We start from the raw sequence: 17,495 nt of genomic DNA, 5'->3' as shown, positions 1-17,495 counted from the left end.
CCGACTGGTTGGTTTCGAATTGCGGGGGTCCTCAGGACCGGCGTTCGGCGTCGCGGGCCAGGACGGCGCGCAGCCCGAGCTCGTAGCCGAGGACCCCGCACCCGGCCACGTACCCGGCGGCCACCGGAGCGGTCACGGAGGTGTGGCGGAACTCCTCGCGGGCGTAGACGTTGGAGATGTGCACCTCGACCACGGGTGCCTCGACCGCGTCGACCGCGTCGCGCAGGGCGATGCTGTAGTGGGCGTAGGCTCCGGGGTTCATCACGATCCCGGCGAAGTGCCGGGCGGCGTGGATCCGGTCGACCATGCCGCCCTCGCTGTTGGTCTGCGCGCAGACCACCTCCACGCCGAGCTCCCCGCCCAGGGCGACCACCCGCCGTTCGACCTCGGCCAGGGTGGTGGTGCCGTACTGTGCGGGGTCGCGGGTGCCCAGCAGGTTGAGGTTGGGGCCGTTGAGCAGCAGGACGGTACGGGCGGTGTCGGTCATGCGGGTGCTTCCTGTCGTGGCGGTCCACAGCGGTGGTTCGGTGGGTCCAGGTTAGACCCGTCGCCCCGGCGGCCCCGGCCCGGCGGGCACCTGTCGGGCCAGGTAGCATACCGACCAGTCGGTTGATTACTTTTGGAGGCAACCCGTGGCGTCCACACTGCTGTCCGCGCGTGACCTGAGTTTCCTGCTCTACGAGTGGCTCGACGCCGAGGCCCTGACCCGGCGCCCCCGGTACGCCGACCACTCCAGGGAGACCTTCGACGGAGCCCTGGAACTGGCCGAGCGCGTGGCCACCGACCACTTCGCCCCGCACAACAAGGCCAACGACGCCAACGAACCGCACTTCGACGGCGAGCGCGTCCACCTCATCCCCGAGGTGAGGAAGGCCCTGGAGGTGTACGCCGAGACCGGCCTGTCCTCCATCGCGATGGACGCCTCCGTGGGCGGCGACCAGATCCCCAGGGTCGTCGCCAGCGCCTGCAACGCCTACTTCCAGGCCGCCAACCTGGGCACCTCCGCCTACCTCTCGCTGACCTCAGGCAACGCCTCCCTGCTCCTCGCGCACGGCAGCGCCGAGCAGGTCGACACGTTCGTGCGGCCCATGGTCGAGGGGCGCTTCACCGGCACCATGTGCCTGTCCGAGCCGCAGGCGGGCAGCTCCCTGTCCGACATCACCACCCGCGCCGAGGCCACGGGGGACGGCACCTACCGGGTCTTCGGCAACAAGATGTGGATCTCGGGGGGCGACCACGAGCTGACCGAGAACATCGTCCACCTGGTCCTGGCCAAGATCCCCGGGGGGCCGCCCGGGGTCAAGGGGATCTCGCTGTTCGTCGTGCCGAAGTACCTCGTCAACGAGGACGGCTCCCTCGGCGAGCGCAACGACGTGGTACCCGCGGGGCTCAACCACAAGATGGGCTACCGGGGGACCGTCAACACCCTGCTCAACTTCGGCGAGGGCCAGCACACCCCCGGCGGCGAACCCGGAGCGGTCGGCTACCTCGTGGGCGAACCCCACCAGGGCCTGAAGTACATGTTCCACATGATGGACGGGGCCCGCATCGGCGTGGGCGCGGGCGCCACGGCGCTCGGCTACACCGGCTACCTGAAGTCGCTCGCCTACGCCCGCGAACGCCTCCAGGGCCGCCCCCTCGGTGCCAAGAACCCCGAGGAGCCGCAGATCCCCATCATCGGGCACACCGACGTCCGCCGGATGCTGCTCGCGCAGAAGAGCTACGTGGAGGGCGCTCTCGCCCTGGTCCTGTACTGCGCCAGGCTCGTGGACGAGAAGGACAGCAGCGAGGACCCCGAGGCGGCCGAGAGGGCGCGGCTGCTCCTGGACGTGCTCACCCCGATCGTGAAGAGCTGGCCCTCCCAGTGGTGCCTGGAGGCCAACAGCCTCGCGATCCAGGTGCACGGCGGCTACGGCTACACCCGCGAGTACGACGTGGAGCAGCACTACCGGGACAACCGGCTCAACGCCATCCACGAGGGCACCCACGGCATCCAGGCCCTGGACCTGCTGGGCCGCAAGGCCGTCCTGGACGGCGGCGCCCGGCTGTCTCTGCTGGTGGAGACGGCCCGCGCCACCACGGAGCGGGCACGTGCGCTCGGCGGCCGAGAGGCCGAGTACGCCGACCTGCTCGACGCAGCCCTGGACCGCACCGCGCAGACCGCCGGGGCGGCCTGGGCCGAGGGGGACCCGGCGGCGGCGCTGGCCAACGCGACCCCGTACCTGGAAGCGGTCGGCCACGTGGTCGTGGCCTGGCTGTGGCTGGACCAGCTGGTCGCCGCACACGGCGGTGAGGGCGAGTTCTACGAGGGCAAGCGGGCCGCGGCCGCGTACTTCTTCCGCCACGAACTGCCCCGCACCGGGCCCCAGTTCGACCTGGTCGCCTCCGGTGACCGCACCGTCCTGGACGTGTCCCCCGACGTTCTCTGACCCCGGGGCCGCCCCGTGCCCCTCCTCCGGAACCGACGGACGCGGGCGCCCTCCCGGGGGCGCCCGCGCGGGCACCGGGGCGGATCAGCCGCGCCCGCCGACCCCTCCCGGGCCGGGGCGGAGCCGACCGGGTTCGGGGACCGGTAGAACGAACAGGTGCCCGATGTCGGCTTCCTCGTACCCGTGATCGGCGTTGGCCACCCGCACGCGTTCGGGAGTGATCTCCACGATCCGCACGGTGACCGGTTCCTCCCGACCGGGCAACTCCAGGAACCACGGATCGGCCAGGTAGGAGAGCCCGAGGCCGTCCAGCACCGCACGGGCCCCGGGCTCCGGCAGCACGTCGGCCACGGGGCGGCCGAACGGGGTGAGCGGCACGTGGCCGCCGGCCTCCGGGCGCAGGTAGCCCAGCACCTCCCCGTCCTCCTCCCGGTGGTGGGGAAGCCAGTGCCCGGGGATCACGTCCCCGCACCCCGCAGACTCCGCTCGGCGTAGACCTCCATGGCCTCGCGCTGGTAGTCGGCCAACCCGGGGGCCACCCGCTCGTACACCTCGCGCCAGGGGCCCTCCTCGGCGTAGACCCGCCCCAGGTGGGCGAAGGCGTCCGCGTCCGGGCTCCACATCCGGCGGATCCGCCGGTGGTGGTCCTCCACCTCCGTCTGGACGGCCGGAGCGTCGGCCGGCGTCCCCGCCCTCAGGTGTGCGGCCATCCGGGCCATCTGCTCGGCGGCCTCGGCGCGCATCCGCTCAGCGTCCTGCGGGGTCATCCCCTCCTCCGCTTCCCGGGCCCTCTCCCACTGCTCGGGCCAGTGCGTGCGGGCCCGCTCGGCGTAGTGGGCACTGTCGAAGCCCGCGAAGAGCTCCTCCGGTCGGCTGGTCATGTCGTCTCCCTCCAGTGCGTCGACGGTGCGGCGCACGGTCTCGACGAGGACACTGAGACGGTCCCGCTCGGACTCCAGGTCGTGGAGGTGCCGGCGCAGCGCCGTCGCCTCGTCGCTTTCGGCGTCCAGGATCCGGCGGATGGCCGCCAGCCCCAGTCCGAGTTCACGCATGACCAGGATCCGCTGGAGCCTGCGCAGCTCACGCCAGCCGTAACGGCGCAGCCCGCCCGGCCCGGTGCTCTCCGGGACCAGCAGGCCGACGTGGTGGTAGTGGCGCAGTGTCCGGGAGGTCACCCCGCTCATCCGGCAGACCTCGCCCGTCGGCCACGACATCCCATCTCCCCTCGTCGGGCCGGTTCCTCCGGCCCGGAAACGACGCTAGGCGTTGACGCCGTGTCAACCGCAAGCCCGCGCCCGTGCCGCTGTCGCCACGGGCCCCGGTCAGATGGCCTCGCGGCGTTGCAGGTAACTGAAGGCCGCCCATCCGGGCAGGACCGGGAACCAGAAGGTCAGCACCCGGAACAGCAGGACGGCGGGCAGGGCCACCGAGGTGGGGACCGCGGCCACCGTGGTGAGCCCGGCGATGAGGGCGGCCTCGACGGCGCCGAGCCCGCCCGGGGTGGGCGCGGCCGAGCCGACGGCGTTGCCCGCGAGGAAGACCACGGCGACGGCGACCAGGCTCACCTGGAGCCCGGGGTCGGCGAAGGCCAGGACCGAGAAGTGCAGGCACAGTACGAAAGCCGCGGTCAGCAGCAGGGTGCCGCCGAACCCGAGCAGGAGGCTGGCGGGCCGTTGGAGCATGTCCAGCAACTGGGGCAGGACACCGCTCAGGTAGGGGCGCAGCCGCGCGCGGACGGCACGGCGCAGCTTCGGATGCAGTAGGACCGCGGCGACGGCGGCGGTCCCGCCGAGGGTGACGAGCACCACCGTCGGGGAGGGGGTGAACCCGGTCCAGTAGGAGGTGCCGGTCAGGTAGGCGCACACCAGCAGCAGCGGCACGTGGATGAGGAAGCCCACCAGTTGGGAGAGGCCGACGGCGGACAGGGCCAGCGAGGCGGGCACGCCGGTCTTGACCACGAATCGGCTGTTGACCGCGATCGATCCCAGTCCGGCCGGGGCGGCGATGCGCACGAACGATCCCGCGTACTGCACCAGGACCGTCCGCCACCAGGGAAGCCGCGCCGGGACGAAGCCGACCAGCACCATGGCGGCGCCGATCATGCACAGGGTGGCCATGACCAGGGCGGCCGAGGACCACACGGGGTCGGCGTGGCGGATGGCGGCCAGGTCGACCCCGGCGAGCTGGTAGACGAGCACCAGCCCGACGACGGTGGCGACCACGAAGCTGACGATGGTGCGCGGGCGCATCCGTTCCAGGCGCGCGGGTTCGGCGGGCGCCTCGGGGGCCATTCTCGCGATGTGCCGCCGCAGCCCGCCCAGGAGGCCGCGGTCGGATCTGCGAAGTTCGGCGCGGAGTTCGTGCGGCAGGCCCGGGGGCTGCAGCAGGGGCAGGAGCGCGGCGGTGGCGTTCACGCCCAGGGCCCGTACAGCCGAGGCGACCGCGCGTTCGGACCCCACCCGCAGGGCCAGCAGGGTGAGCATCGCGGCGCTGTCCAGGGAGGTGCGGATCTGGGAGGCGGCGACCGCGCCCCGGTCCACCCCGGTCAGGGCGGCGGTGCCGGGGGCGTCGGCGAGGACGCCGACGGTGGCGCTGTTGAGGTGTCCGTGGGAGATCCGGCGTCGGTGCAGCAGGCCGAGCTGGTGCCAGAGTCCGTCGATCAGGGGGTCGGTGATCTCCGCCGGATCCAGGTCGGACAGGCCCCTGAGCCGGGATCGTTCGCGGGCCAGGAGAACGGTTCCCGGGGCGAGTTCACCCAGGGCGAGGACACGGGGGGCGTCGACCCCGGCGTCCCGGGCCGCGAAACTCATCAGTGCGGCGTGTTCGGCGCGTCTGCGGACCCCGTAGAGCATTCGGGGTGCGACGGGGCCGCGCAGCATGAGCAGGTCGAGCAGGCGCCACCAGAAACCCCTGGTGTTCTCGGAGCTGAGCACGGAGATCTCGATCTGGCGTCCGTCGGTGAGGTCGGCCAGGTACCGGGGGTCACCCTCCTCGTCACTGCCGGCGCGGGTGATGCGGTCGGCGGTCAGGTCGAAGCGGTGGAGTTCGTCGTGGATGCGGCCGGTGGCGGGGGGCGGCACGCTCGCACTGACGGCGTAGCGCGCCAGAGAGGCGCAGGTCAGACCGATGAGGATGGTGAAGAGGACGGCGAGGATGCTGCTGACCCCGGCCATGAGGGAGACCAGGGCGATCGCGGTGTTGGCGGCCCAGATCAGGGAGCGCACCCGGGGCTGTCCGACGGGCATGGTGCGGGCGAAGGCGATACCGGCGGCGACGTAGCCGAGGGTGGCGGCGGTCAGGACGCCGTCGGGCATCCCGGGAAGCGGTTCGGCGCTGTAGGTGGCGGTCTTGAGCACCGAGTTGACCCAGGAGGTCATGGCGTAGGCGGCCACCGCGGCGAGGGCCGGTCGCAGCAGGTCGCGCAGCCCCCCGGTGATCAGGGTGCGCAGGACCACGTAGGCGACCAGGACGATGAGCAGGAGGTTGGCGCCCACGGCGGTGAGGAAGAGCAGCCAGGACGGGATCACCGCGCGGAGCTGGGTGGCGTCGTCCGTCGGCGCTCCGTCGGCCACGGCGTCGCTGACCAGGAGCAGGACCAGGAAGACCAGGACCAGCCCGGCGATCCCGGCCAGGAGGTCGACGGGACTGCGTGGGGCGCGTGCTGCGGAGCGGCCCGGGGCGGGGGCCGGTGTGTCGGTCGGGGTTGTTGTCACGGAAACAAGACTGCCCGACTCATGGGGGTTCGGGCACCAGGGACGCGGGTGTTTCGTCCGTTCCGTTCCGTCGGCCGGTGCCGCCGGACGCGGAACGGCGCCGTCGGGCGGACCCGGCGGCGCCGTGGATCGGGTTCGGTGCGCCCCGTGCCGGACTACCCCGGGAGGGGGAGGAGTCCGCGCTGGTAGGCGCGGGCGAGGTTGCGGGGGACGCGGTACTCGCGGCCACCGATGTGCACGGTGACCAGGTCGGGGGTCGCGGCCTTCCACTGGGATCGGCGGGTGCGGGTGTTGGACCGCGACATCTTGCGTTTGGGAACGGCCATGTGCCCTGGGCCTTTCTGTTCGGGCGGCGGGAGGCCCCACCGCCCGGTTCTTTCGGTTACCTGCGCCGGTAGCGGCGCTGGAAGCGCTCCACCCGGCCGGCGGTGTCCACCACGCGTGCGGTGCCGGTGTAGAAGGGGTGGCTGGCGCTGGAGATGTCGACGTCGACCAGCGGGTAGGTCCGCCCGTCCTCCCACTCGATGGTCTTCGCACTGGTCTTGGTGGACCGGGTGAGGAAGGCGAAGTCGGCCGCCTTGTCGCGGAAGACGACGGGCCCGTACTCGGGGTGGATGTCTTTTCGCATACGGTTCTCCGTTGGGTTCGGGCCGCTGGTCAGCGTTCCTCGCGGAACTCGACGTGGCGGCGGAGCTTGGGGTCGTACTTGCGCAGGACCAGGCGGTCGGGGGTGTTGCGTCGGTTCTTCCGGGTCACGTAGGTGGTCCCGGTCCCCTCCGTGGACTTGAGCTTGATGATGGGGCGGGTGTCGTTGCGTGCCATGGGCGCCTCCTCGGGCTGTCGAACCTGACAACCAAATGATAACCGTTTTCATTCCCATGATGACCACGCGACACCGCACCCCTGAATACAGGGGAAAAACTACTTTCTGTGATTACCTCGTCACATAAAGCTCGAAGCAGTGTGCGTCACGCCCGGTCGGAGGAGAGAAAATGGCACCCGAACGCGGACCCGGTCGGCGACAGGTCCTGCGCGGTGGAGCGGGGATCGGCGTCCTCACCGCGGCCGCCCTGTTCGGCGACACCGCCCCGGCCACCGCGGCCGTCCCCGACACCGGTTCGGCACCCGCCTTTCGCGGGGTCCCCCCCGCCCGGGCCGACGCGGTGACCGTCCCGCCCGGGTACACCGCACGGGTCCTGCTCCCCTGGGGCGCGCCGCTCCACCGCGACACCCCCCGCTGGCGGCCCGACGCCTCCGACACCGCGGCCGAGGCCGCACGCCAGGTGGGCACCGGGCACGGTGGGCTGCGCTACGTCCCCCTGCACCCCGGCCACGACGGGGGGCGCCGCGGACTGCTCGTGCTCAACCACTCCTGGGCCGACCCGGTCCTGCTGCACGCGGACGGCGGCCGCGCCGCCACCGCCGCCCGCACCGACAAGGAGATGGCGTCCCTGGGGATGACCGTGGTCCGCGTCGAGCTCACGAACGGGCGCTGGCGAGTCCTCGACGACGAACTCAACCGGCGGCTCACCGCCACCTCGCCCACACGCCTGTCCGGTCCGCTCGCCGGGCACCGGGACCTGGAGACCGGCGCCGAACCGGCGGGGGTCATCGGTGGTTCCGCGCACGCCACCACCCCGTGGGGGACCTATCTGACCGGTGAGGACACGCTCGGCGACGTCTTCGGCACCGAGGTCGCGGGCTGGACCGCCACCGAAACCCAGCGCCGCTACGGGCTCACCGCAGGCGGCGGGGTCTACGGCTGGTACACCCACCGGGAGCGCTTCGACCTGGCCCGCAACCCCAACGAGGCGCACCGGTTCGGTTGGACCGTGGAGGTCGATCCCTTCGACCCCTCGTCCGCGCCGGCCAAACGCACCGCCCTGGGGCGCCTGGCCCACGGTGGTGCGGCCGTCACCGAATCGCGCGGACGCGCGGTGGTCTACATGAGCGACCGGACCCACATCTACAAGTTCGTCGGCGCAAGGCCCTGGCGCGAGTCCCGGGGCAGGGGCCCGGGCCCTCTGGACAGGGGCACCCTCTACGCTGCCCGGCTGTCCTCGGACGGCCTGGGGAACTGGCTCCCCCTGGTCCACGGCCGGCCCGGGCTGACCGGGAGGGACGGTTTCGCCGACCAGGCCGAGGTGCTGCTGCGGGCCCGCGAGGCAGCCGACGTGGTGGGGGCCACCGAGTTCCGGCGGCCGGGCACCCCCGCCGTCCACCCGGAGACGGGGATGGTCTACTGCCCCGAGGCCGCCGGCAGCGAAGGCGGCCGGGTGCTCTCCTGGACCGAGGGGGCCCGCGACCACGGCGCCACGCTCTTCTCCTGGGGCGAGTTCGTACGGGCCGGGACGGCGTCCGACGACGGTCGCGGCGCGGTCTTCGCCGCCCCGGTCGGGTTGCACTGCGGCGATGACGGCCGCCTGTGGATCAGGACGGACGTGGCCCGGCCCGGCGAGGCGGACGAGGACGCACGCGTACCCCCGGCCAACAGCGCCCTGCTGTGCGCCGATCCCGAGAGCGGGCAGGTCCGGCGCTTCCTGACCGGGCCGCGCGGCTGCGGGATCGGGGGCACCGCGTCCAGCCCCGACCAGCGCACCCTGTTCGTCACCGTGCAGGGTCCCGGTTCGGCCGCCGCCCGGGTGGGCGCGCCCACGGTGGACGATCCGCGCGCGGTGAGCAACTGGCCGGGTTTCGACCCTGCCGGTCGGCCCCGGTCCGCGGTGGTGGCGGTCCGCAAGGACGACGGCGGGATCATCGGGACCTGAGTCCGGCGGTACTCCCGGGACCGCTTCCGGCGCGAGTGCCGCGGAGGCGGCGGGTAGGGCAGGCCCGTAGCCGGAGGTAGGGCGGGCGGCCTTCAACCGGGCAATGCCGTTCCCCTAGTTTGGGACCGTGAGTGCGGAGCCGGAGGAGACGACGACGCCGCCCCGGGAGGCGGCTGCGCCGTGCACACCCCTGGAGGCGCTGCGACGGCGGTGCTTCCTGCGCTCGTCCTGGCCCTGGCGGAGTCTGGCGTACCTGGCCTCCACGGTGGTCGTCGGTGCGGTGATCGCGGCCCTGAACACCCCCTTCACCTTCCCCCTCCTCCATCTGGGTGCCGTCCTGGAGGAGATGGTCCGGGGCGGGAGCCGAGCGAACTGGCTCCTGGCGTCCCTGCTCGGGTCGGGGCTGGTCCTGCTCCTGCTGTTCGGGCCCCTCGTGGCGGTTCCCGTCGCCCGGTTCGAGCGCTGGCGGCTGGGCCTGGTCCACCCTCCGGTGGTCAGCGGGCACCGGCCCGGCGACGGGGGCGTGCTCCGCCGGCTGCGCGTGCGCTACACCGAGGCAGCGACCTGGCGGGAGTTCGCCTACATGCTCCTGCTGGTCACGGTCCTCGACACGATCAGCTGGTCCGTGCTGTTCCTGTCCGTGGGCGCGGGCGCCTTCCTCCTCGCCTCCCCGGTGGTCACCGCCCTCGGCTGGACCGTCAGCCTGTTCCCCTGGAGCTTCGACGATCCCCTGCGCACGCTCCCCCTGGCCGGGCTCGGGCTCGTCCTCCTCCTCGTGTCCCCATATCCCGTCGCCCTGGCCGCCCACGCACACACCGCTCTGGCCCGCATGCTGCTGGACGACCGCGGAACCGACGAGCTGCGTTCGGAGCTGGTCGAGGTCACCCGCTCCCGTGCCCGTCTGGTGGACGCCTTCGAGGCCGAGCGCCGCCGGATCGAACGGGACCTGCACGACGGCGCCCAACAACAGCTGATCTCTCTGGCGATGCAGGTGGGGCTGGCCCGGATGGACGCCCCACCCGGCAGTGACATGGAGCGGACCCTGTCCTCGGTGCACACCCAGGCCAAGGAGATCATCGGCTCCCTGCGCGAGATCGTGCACGGCATCCATCCCAGGATCCTCAGCGACCGGGGGCTGCCCGCCGCCCTGCCCGACCTGGCCGACCGTTCCGCCGTCCCGGTGCGGACCCGCGTGGACCTGCCCCGGCGCCTGCCCGCGCACGTGGAGGGCACCGCCTACTACGTGGCCGCCGAGGCGCTCAGCAACATCGCCAAGCACGCCGGCGCCACCGGTGTCCGGTTGAAGGCCGCCCTGGACGGTGACACGCTGATCGTCGAGACCACCGACGACGGCCGAGGCGGTGCCGACCCCGGCGGGGGCACCGGGCTCACCGGCCTGGCTGATCGGGTCGCCGTGGTGGGTGGCAGGATCTGGCTGTCCAGCCCTGAGGGCGGACCCACACGGCTTCGAGCGGAGATCCCTTGTCCTGCATCCGGGTAGTACTGGCCGAGGACGGCGCCCTGCTGCGCGAGGGCCTGTCCGGCCTGCTGCAGAGGTTCGGCTTCGACGTGGTCGCGGCGGTCGGTGACGCCGGAGCGCTGGTCAGGGCGGTCGAGGAGCACGAACCCGACCTGGTGGTCACCGACATCCGTATGCCTCCGGACTTCGGCGACGAGGGGCTGCGGGCCGCTGTCGGGGCGCGTCGCTCCCGGCCCACCCTGGCCGTGGTGGCGCTCAGTCAGTACGTCGAGTCCAGTTACGCCGCCGAGCTGCTCGACTCCCAGGACGGCCGCGGCGTCGGATACGTCCTCAAGGAGCGCGTGGTCGACGTCGCCGATTTCGCCGACACCCTGCGCAGGGTCCACGGTGGCGGCACGGTCATCGACCCCACGGTGGTCCGCCGGCTGGTCCGTCGCCGCAGCACCCCGTTGGAGCGGCTCTCAGAGCGTGAACGCGAGGTCCTCGCCCTGCTCGCCGAGGGCCGTTCCAACGCGCGGATCGCCCGGGACCTGGTGGTTTCCGAACCCACCGTCGGCAAGCACATCGGCAACATCCTCACCAAGCTGGACCTGCCTCCGGAGGGCACCGACGTGGACCGTCGGGTCATGGCCGTCCTCACCTATCTGCGGGAACGGCCCGAGTAGGCGGAGCGGGAGAAAGGCCGGGGCGGGCGCCGCGTCCGCCGGGGGCGGCGGGGCCCGGACACGCGATGGGCGCCGCAGGAGGTATCCCCCCACGGCGCCCATCGGGGAACGGCGTGCCGACCCTGTTCGCGCGTGCTGCTAGGCGGCGCGCCCGGCGACCCGTTCGGCGCGTAGTTGGCGGGCCTCGTCCGGGTCCAGCACCGGAGCCGCGGTCAACAACTGCCGCGTGTACTCACTCCGCGGACTCTCATACACCGAGTCACTGTCCCCCATCTCCACCACCTCACCCTTACGCATGACCGCCACCCGATCACTCACCTGACGCACCACCGCCAGATCATGAGCCACGAAGATATAGGTCAACCCGAAGTCGTCCTGCAACTCCGACAACAACCGCAACACCTGATCCTGCGTCGACACATCCAACGCCGACACCGGCTCATCACAGATAATCAGCTTCGGCTTGAGAATCAACGCCCGCGCGATCGCGATCCGCTGCCGCTGACCCCCCGAGAACGCATGCGGGAACCGGTTGTAATGGTGCGGCTCCAACCCCACCCGCTCCAACAACTCCTGCACCCGGGACCGCACCTTCTTCCCGTCCCGCTCCCCCTGCACCTTCAACGCCGTACCGATGCTCTCCCCGATCGTCAACCGCGGATTCAACGACGAATACGGGTTCTGGAACACCATCTGCACATGCTGACGCAACGGACGCAACTCCCGCTCCGCCATATGCGTGATATCGCGACCCTCGAACTCCACCGACCCCTCGGTGGGCTCCAACAACCGCATGATCATCCGCGACAAGGTGCTCTTACCCGACCCGGACTCACCCACCACACCCAGGGTCTCCCCCCGGTGCAGATCAAAACTGACCCCACGCACCGCCCAAAAATCAGACGCCCGACCCCACGTACCACCACGGACCCGGAACCGCTGCGCCACATCCCGAACACGCAGCAACGGTTCGCCGTCGGTGGCGGCGGGGGTGAAGGCCTCGAAGGTGCCGGGGCTGGTGACGGCGCCCTCGCGCTTGTCCTTCTCGGCACGGTCGGCGCGGTCCTGGGCGCGGCGCTCGGCCCGGGAGACCTCCACCCGCGGCACCGCCGCCAACAGGGCCTGGGTGTAGGGGTGCTCGGGCTCGGAGAGCACCTTGCGCACCCCGCCCCGCTCCACGGCCTGACCGTGCTTCATCACGATGACCTCGTCCACCGAACCGGCCACCACGGCCAGGTCGTGCGAGACCAGGATCAGCGCCATGTTGAGTTCGCGGCGCAACTCGTCCAGCAGGTCGAGGATGCGCGCCTGCACGGTGACGTCCAGGGCCGTGGTCGGCTCGTCCGCCAGCAGCACCTTGGGATCGCACATCAGACCCATGGCGATGACCACGCGCTGGCGCATACCGCCGGAGAACTCGTGCGGGTAGGAGTTGATCCGGGTGGCGGGCTCGGGGATGCCCACCCGCTCCAGGGCCTCGACGGCGCGCTTGCGCGCGGCCGCCTTGCCCGCCTTGGGGTGGTGCACCAGGTAGGCCTCGACCAGCTGGTTGCCGATCGTGTACTGCGGGTGCAGCGACTGCATTGGGTCCTGGAAGACCATCGCGATGTCGTTGCCGCGCATCGAACGCAGCTTCTTGTCGCTGGCGCTCACCACGTCCTGCCCGGCCACCTCGATGGCGCCGGTGATCTGGGCACGGCTCCCCCGGTGCAGCCCCATCAGGGCCAACGAGGTCACACTCTTGCCCGAACCCGACTCACCCACGATGCCCAGGGCACCGCCGGCGGGCACCTCGAAGGAGAGGCCCTTCACCGCATGGACGTCACCGTCCATCGTCGGGAAGGTCACCCGCAGGTTCTCCACGCGCACGACTGCGTCAGAGGCAGCCGGCGCCGGTCCGGTCGAGGCCATGTCACTTTTCCTTCGGTAGAGCTGGTCTGGGGTCAGCGCTGGCGAGCGCTGGGGCGTGTTCGGTGGACACGCCCTACGTGGCGATCCGCACCCGCGGGTCGACGACGGGGTAGAGGAGGTCGACGATCAGGTTGCAGATGACGATGAACACCGCGCCCAGGAGCGTGACGCCCAGGACGACTGGCAGGTCCTTGGCGACGATCGAGTCGATCGCGTAGGCGCCCACACCGTTGAGGGAGAAGACCTTCTCGGTGAGGATCGCGCCGCCCAGGACCATGCCGATGTCCAGCCCCAGGATGGTGACGATCGGGGTCAGGGTGGGCCGGAGGGCGTGCTTGAAGATCACCTTCCGCTCGCTCAGGCCCTTGGCCCGCGCGGTGCGGATGTAGTCCTCGTTGAGGGTCTCCAGCATCCCCGCCCGGGTCTGCCGCGCGTACTGGGCGGCGTGCAGGAACGCCAGGGTGATCCAGGGAAGGAGCATGACCTGGTACCAGCCGACCGGGTCCTCGGTGAAGGGCACGTAGCGGGAGACCGGGAACAGGCCCCACTCGTGGACCAGGAAGGACAGAGCCAGCAGACCGGTGAAGTAGATGGGCAGGGACACGCCGATCAGGGCGGTGCCCATGGCCAGGCGGTCGAAGATGCTGCCCTTCTTGACGGCGGAGAGCACACCGACGGACACGCCGCCGATGACCCAGATCACCGCGGCACCCAGGCCCAGGGACAGGGTGACCGGGAGCCGGTCCAGGATCTGGGGCAGTACCGGGGAGTTCGTGCTGAAGGAGTAGCCCAGGCACGGGGCGGCGCACTCCACGGTCTCCCGGCCGAAGGTGAACTCCTGGCCGAAGAGGATACTGCGGATGAATTCGAAGAACTGGACCGCGACGGGCTGGTCGAGGCCAAGGCGTTCCACGGTGGCGTCGAGCGCCTCCGGTGTCGGCGCCTTGCCCACGTACATCGCCGCCATGCCGTGCGGGGTGACGCCGGCCCAGCGGGGCAGGACGTAGAAGATCCAGAAGGTCACCGCCGTGACGACGGTGAGAAGCAAGAGACCCGCACCAAGGCGGCGGAGAATATAGTTCAGCATCGCGGTCGGCGGCGGGGGCGCCCCTGGGATCGCCAGGGGCTCCCCGCCGCTTTCACCTGCCTTCTCGTACTAGTTCAGGCTGGTATTCGGGAGCTAGCCCCGGTCCACGCCGAGCGCCATGAAGTCGTACATCATGTACGAGGGCTGGTAGTAGGCGTTGGTGAGCTCGTCGGAGCGGTAGATCAGGGCCTTGTCGAAGACCACCGGCAGGATGGCGGCGTTCTCCATGACGAGGGTGTCGATCTGCTCGTAGATGTCGGCGCGCTCCTCCGGGTCCTCGGTCTGGAGGGCCTGGTCCCAGAGACCGTTGATCTCGGGGTCGTTGAGCTCGGAGGTGTTGAAGTTACCGGTCTCCATGATCGCGTCGCCGTGCGTGATCTTGGAGGCGAAGCCGTAACCGGTGGGCCAGTCCGGACCCCAGCCGGAGACGCTCAGGCCGATGTTGTTCTCACGGACGTAGTCCTGGGAACCGGCGTACTGACCGAAGAAGTCGGCCGCGGGGAACGACTTGACCTCGGCCTCGATGCCGACCCGCTCCAGCGACTGCTGGAGCGCCTCGGCGGTCTGGACGTCCTTCTCGCGCTCGGCGCGGACGGCGATGTTGGTCTTGAAGCCGTCGCCCTCGCCGCACTCCTCGAGCTTGGCCTCGGCGGACTCCAGGTCACCCTTGTTGTCCTCGGACGGGTACAGGTCCGACTCGGTGTTCGAGCCGGGGATCGCCGGCGGGAGCAGGTTGGTGGCGATGTCGCCGCCCTCGGCGCCGCCCCAGGCACGCCACATGCTGTCGCGGTCGGCGGCGTACATGATCGCCTGGCGGCAGGCCACGTCCTCGATGATCGGGGTGTGGATGTTCACGTAGCGCAGGGCGCCGCTGTACGGGTTGTCCAGGTTGGCCTGGGCGGACTCGTCGTCGAGCAGACGCGAGTGCATCGCCGGGCCGACGCCGGTTCCGGAGAGGTCGACGTCGATCTCGCCGCTGACCAGGCGCTCGTCGATCTCGTCCTGATTGACGCCGATCTCGACCTCGATGCGGTCCGGCAGGGCCGGACGGACGGCGTCGGTGGAGGCGTCCCACTCCTCGTTGCGCTCCAGGTGCAGCTTCACACCCGGCTCGTACTCACCGTCGAACTTGTACGGACCGGAGGAGAGGACCTTCTCCTGGTACAGCTCACCGCGGTCGGCCTCGATCGGGACCGGGGCGGTCTGCGGCTGGGTCAGCACGTTCGGGAACTCGGAGAAGGAGTCCTTGAGGTGGAAGACCAGCGTGTAGTCGTCCGGGGTCTCGATGGAGTCGAAGCCCGCGAGCGGGTCGCTGCCCTCGTAGACGTTGTGGTCGTCCTGGTCCAGGTGGGTCTTGAAGTACTGCGGACCCTCGGCGAACGTGCCGCCGTTGAAGTTGGCACGGGCGATGCCGTACTTGATGTCCTGGGCCGTGATCTCAGTGCCGTCCTCGTACTTGAGGCCTTCCTGGATCTGGATGGTCCACTCGGTGAAGTCCTCGTTGGGCTCCGGCAGGTCCGTCGCCATGTCGGGGATCAGGTCGGTGGCGGCCTCGCCCGGCTCCGGGTTGAAGGCCAGGAGCGTACGCGCGTAGTAACGGGAGAAGTTCCAGTTGAACGCGTAGTACGTGTTGGCGGGGTCGGTGGAGTCGAAGTCGCCGGCGATGGCGTACTTCAGGGTGCCGCCGGTCTTGTCGGAGGGGTTGACGATCTCGGTGGAACCGAGGTCGAAGCTGCCTTCCGAGTCGGAGCTGCCGCTGGTGGCGGAGCCACCGCAGGCGGACAGGAAGAGGGACGCCGCCGCGCCGAGCGCGACGAAGCCGAGGGTGCGTTTCCTCAAGGGAATAACCTCTCTGAACCTGGTGTGGGGATGGGTTGGACCCGCGGGTTGGTCCGCGTCCGCGCGGGGAGGGGTGTCCCGCCGCGCGCGAACGCGGGTCAGTCCGAGGTCTTGGGGTCGAAGGCGTCGCGGAGGCCGTCACCGAACAGGTTGAACGCGAGCACGGTGATGAAGATGGCCAGGCCGGGGAAGACGATGAAGTAGGGCGCCTGCTGGTAGAAGGGCACTGCCTCGGAGAGCATCTTGCCCCAGCTGGGAGTGGGCGGGTTGATGCCGACGCCCAGGAAGCTCAGGGCCGCCTCGAACAGGATGTTCGTGGGGATCAGGAGCGTGGCGTAGACGATGATCGGCGTGACCAGGTTCGGCAGGATCTCCTTGAGGAGGATGTGCCGGTTGCTGGCGCCGAGGCTCTTGGCCGCCTCCACGAACTCCCGCTCGCGCAGGGCGAGGGTCTGTCCGCGGACGATGCGGGCGACGTAGGGCCAGTTGAAGAAGCCGATGATGAAGACGATGACGCCGATCCGCAGCCCGTTGCCGGTGAGCCCGAGGACGCCCTCGGGGATGACGCCGACCAGGGCGATGGCGAAGAGCACCAGTGGGAAGGCCAGGAAGATGTCCATGGCCCGGCTGATGATGGTGTCGACCCAGCCGCCCATGTAGCCGGCGATAATGCCGAGAACGGTGCCGAGGGCGACGCAGACCAGGGTGGCGAGGAAGGCGACCAGGAGGGAGATCTGGGCGCCGTACAGGATCCGGCTGAACAGGTCGCGGCCGGTGGTGGGCTCGACACCGAGCAGGTGGTCGCCACTGATCCCGCCCCAGCGGTCCACGCCGAGTTCGGGGTTGTCGGGATCCACGTAGGGGATCCGCCGACTGGGGTCGATCAGGTCCTGGTTGAACTGGGTGGGCGGCTGCCCGAACCACTTGCTCAGCAGGGGCGCGAAGACCGCCGCCAGGATGAGCAGGACCACGACGATGCCGGAGACCATGGCTACCTTGTCGCGGCGCAGTCGCTGCCAGGCGATTTGACGCAGGGAACGGTTGTCGGCGTCGCTGCGACCCGAGGCCGACGCACCGGGTTCCGGGTCGACCTCTTCGGTCGCCCCAGGGGCATGCGAGGGCGCGCTCATCAGGTCACCACTCTCCACTCATACGCTTCTGGCCGAGGGGACAGATCCCATGCGTGAGCCGCTCGGGGGGTGACCCTGCGGGGTCTCACGGTGGGGCCGGCCGGTTCTCGACTCGGGCTGGCGTGGGCGTTCGTCCGACGGTGCGAGGGGATAGCCCGTCACGTCGGTACAGGTACGCGGCATGTGCGCCCGACTGAGGGGTTCGACACACTCGCGGACCGTTCCGCCCGGGATGTTACACAGCGACCAACTTACTCGCCCCTCAGGCGCCCGTCGTCCAAACTTTGCCCATGTAGCCGAATCGTAACGAAAACTAATAAATGACCCACATGAGAACTAAAGACCTCAAAATGCGCATTCATCGGACGATCCGCGCTGAGCTGGGACGGGAGGATGCTTCGCGCGCCCCGGACAACGATACGACCACCGCCACACACTTCATCCCAATTCGCCTGAGCTATGGCAAGTGCTAT

The 17,495-nt window shown here is 70.5% G+C and carries 15 protein-coding genes; 4 read left to right on the top strand and 11 right to left on the bottom strand.

Annotation, left to right across the window (positions count from 1 at the left end; all coding sequences use genetic code 11):
* Window positions 1-31: 31 nt before the first annotated feature.
* Window positions 32-487 carry a type II 3-dehydroquinate dehydratase gene (gene aroQ / locus ACUKCB_RS04830; protein WP_473039245.1) on the bottom strand — a complete coding sequence of 152 codons (456 nt, stop codon included), beginning with the start codon at window positions 485-487 and terminating at the stop codon, window positions 32-34.
* A gap of 145 nt (window positions 488-632) precedes the next feature.
* On the opposite strand from aroQ, the gene ACUKCB_RS04825 reads away from it, so the two are divergent.
* Complete coding sequence (locus ACUKCB_RS04825) at window positions 633-2,429, top strand: acyl-CoA dehydrogenase (RefSeq protein ID WP_473039244.1); 1,797 nt, start codon at window positions 633-635, stop codon at window positions 2,427-2,429.
* An 84-nt stretch (window positions 2,430-2,513) separates the two neighbouring features.
* On the opposite strand, the gene ACUKCB_RS04820 is transcribed toward ACUKCB_RS04825, so the two are convergent.
* The 6 genes from ACUKCB_RS04820 to rpmG form a co-directional block, all read right to left on the bottom strand.
* Window positions 2,514-2,891: a hypothetical protein gene (locus ACUKCB_RS04820; RefSeq protein ID WP_473039243.1), complete on the bottom strand. Its 378-nt coding sequence runs from the start codon at window positions 2,889-2,891 to the stop codon at window positions 2,514-2,516.
* Window positions 2,888-3,643 carry a MerR family transcriptional regulator gene (locus ACUKCB_RS04815; RefSeq protein ID WP_473039242.1) on the bottom strand — a complete coding sequence of 252 codons (756 nt, stop codon included), beginning with the start codon at window positions 3,641-3,643 and terminating at the stop codon, window positions 2,888-2,890. The genes ACUKCB_RS04820 and ACUKCB_RS04815 overlap by 4 nt, the downstream gene beginning before the upstream one ends.
* 108 nt (window positions 3,644-3,751) lie before the next feature.
* The gene (locus tag ACUKCB_RS04810) at window positions 3,752-6,142 is read right to left on the bottom strand and encodes a lysylphosphatidylglycerol synthase transmembrane domain-containing protein (protein WP_473039241.1); all 2,391 of its coding nucleotides are present in this window, start codon (window positions 6,140-6,142) and stop codon (window positions 3,752-3,754) included.
* A 155-nt stretch (window positions 6,143-6,297) separates the two neighbouring features.
* The gene (gene rpmF / locus ACUKCB_RS04805; protein ID WP_473039240.1) at window positions 6,298-6,468 is read right to left on the bottom strand and encodes a 50S ribosomal protein L32; all 171 of its coding nucleotides are present in this window, start codon (window positions 6,466-6,468) and stop codon (window positions 6,298-6,300) included.
* Window positions 6,469-6,524: 56 nt separating this feature from the next.
* A complete protein-coding gene (locus ACUKCB_RS04800; RefSeq protein ID WP_473039239.1) occupies window positions 6,525-6,770 on the bottom strand; it encodes a type B 50S ribosomal protein L31 in 246 nt (81 codons plus the stop codon).
* A 29-nt stretch (window positions 6,771-6,799) separates the two neighbouring features.
* The gene (gene rpmG / locus ACUKCB_RS04795) at window positions 6,800-6,964 is read right to left on the bottom strand and encodes a 50S ribosomal protein L33 (RefSeq protein WP_452547669.1); all 165 of its coding nucleotides are present in this window, start codon (window positions 6,962-6,964) and stop codon (window positions 6,800-6,802) included.
* Window positions 6,965-7,134: 170 nt separating this feature from the next.
* Here rpmG and ACUKCB_RS04790 point away from each other — a divergent pair, with 170 nt between their 5' ends.
* From ACUKCB_RS04790 to ACUKCB_RS04780, 3 genes are all read left to right on the top strand, one after another.
* The gene (locus tag ACUKCB_RS04790; protein WP_473039238.1) at window positions 7,135-8,910 is read left to right on the top strand and encodes a PhoX family protein; all 1,776 of its coding nucleotides are present in this window, start codon (window positions 7,135-7,137) and stop codon (window positions 8,908-8,910) included.
* A 127-nt stretch (window positions 8,911-9,037) separates the two neighbouring features.
* Window positions 9,038-10,411 (top strand): sensor histidine kinase, encoded by a 1,374-nt coding sequence (locus tag ACUKCB_RS04785; RefSeq protein WP_473039237.1) that lies wholly within the window; start codon window positions 9,038-9,040, stop codon window positions 10,409-10,411.
* A complete protein-coding gene (locus ACUKCB_RS04780) occupies window positions 10,393-11,055 on the top strand; it encodes a LuxR C-terminal-related transcriptional regulator (protein ID WP_473039236.1) in 663 nt (220 codons plus the stop codon). The genes ACUKCB_RS04785 and ACUKCB_RS04780 overlap by 19 nt, the downstream gene beginning before the upstream one ends.
* 138 nt (window positions 11,056-11,193) lie before the next feature.
* Here ACUKCB_RS04780 and ACUKCB_RS04775 read toward each other — a convergent pair whose 3' ends face one another.
* The 4 genes from ACUKCB_RS04775 to ACUKCB_RS04760 form a co-directional block, all read right to left on the bottom strand.
* On the bottom strand, window positions 11,194-12,966 hold the full coding sequence (locus tag ACUKCB_RS04775) for an ABC transporter ATP-binding protein (protein ID WP_473039235.1): 1,773 nt from the start codon (window positions 12,964-12,966) through the stop codon (window positions 11,194-11,196).
* 73 nt (window positions 12,967-13,039) lie between these two features.
* The gene (locus ACUKCB_RS04770) at window positions 13,040-14,053 is read right to left on the bottom strand and encodes an ABC transporter permease (RefSeq protein WP_473039234.1); all 1,014 of its coding nucleotides are present in this window, start codon (window positions 14,051-14,053) and stop codon (window positions 13,040-13,042) included.
* 93 nt (window positions 14,054-14,146) lie between these two features.
* Window positions 14,147-15,892 (bottom strand): ABC transporter substrate-binding protein, encoded by a 1,746-nt coding sequence (locus tag ACUKCB_RS04765; protein WP_473039233.1) that lies wholly within the window; start codon window positions 15,890-15,892, stop codon window positions 14,147-14,149.
* A 98-nt stretch (window positions 15,893-15,990) separates the two neighbouring features.
* Window positions 15,991-17,022, bottom strand: coding sequence for an ABC transporter permease (locus ACUKCB_RS04760; RefSeq protein ID WP_473039232.1), 1,032 nt, complete (start codon window positions 17,020-17,022; stop codon window positions 15,991-15,993).
* Window positions 17,023-17,495 lie beyond the last annotated feature (473 nt).

This window comes from Nocardiopsis moroccensis (assembly GCF_055763695.1).
Note: the sequence above shows the minus strand (reverse complement) of the source record. Positions and strands in the feature narration are given on the sequence as shown.

Coding starts and splice junctions, on each gene's coding strand:
- ACUKCB_RS04800 (WP_473039239.1), bottom strand. CDS start 6,770: ATGCGAAAAGACATCCACCCCGAGTACGGGCCCGTCGTCTTCCGCGAC.
- aroQ (WP_473039245.1), bottom strand. CDS start 487: ATGACCGACACCGCCCGTACCGTCCTGCTGCTCAACGGCCCCAACCTC.
- rpmG (WP_452547669.1), bottom strand. CDS start 6,964: ATGGCACGCAACGACACCCGCCCCATCATCAAGCTCAAGTCCACGGAG.
- rpmF (WP_473039240.1), bottom strand. CDS start 6,468: ATGGCCGTTCCCAAACGCAAGATGTCGCGGTCCAACACCCGCACCCGC.
- ACUKCB_RS04775 (WP_473039235.1), bottom strand. CDS start 12,966: ATGGCCTCGACCGGACCGGCGCCGGCTGCCTCTGACGCAGTCGTGCGC.
- ACUKCB_RS04770 (WP_473039234.1), bottom strand. CDS start 14,053: ATGCTGAACTATATTCTCCGCCGCCTTGGTGCGGGTCTCTTGCTTCTC.
- ACUKCB_RS04790 (WP_473039238.1), top strand. CDS start 7,135: ATGGCACCCGAACGCGGACCCGGTCGGCGACAGGTCCTGCGCGGTGGA.
- ACUKCB_RS04815 (WP_473039242.1), bottom strand. CDS start 3,643: ATGTCGTGGCCGACGGGCGAGGTCTGCCGGATGAGCGGGGTGACCTCC.
- ACUKCB_RS04760 (WP_473039232.1), bottom strand. CDS start 17,022: ATGAGCGCGCCCTCGCATGCCCCTGGGGCGACCGAAGAGGTCGACCCG.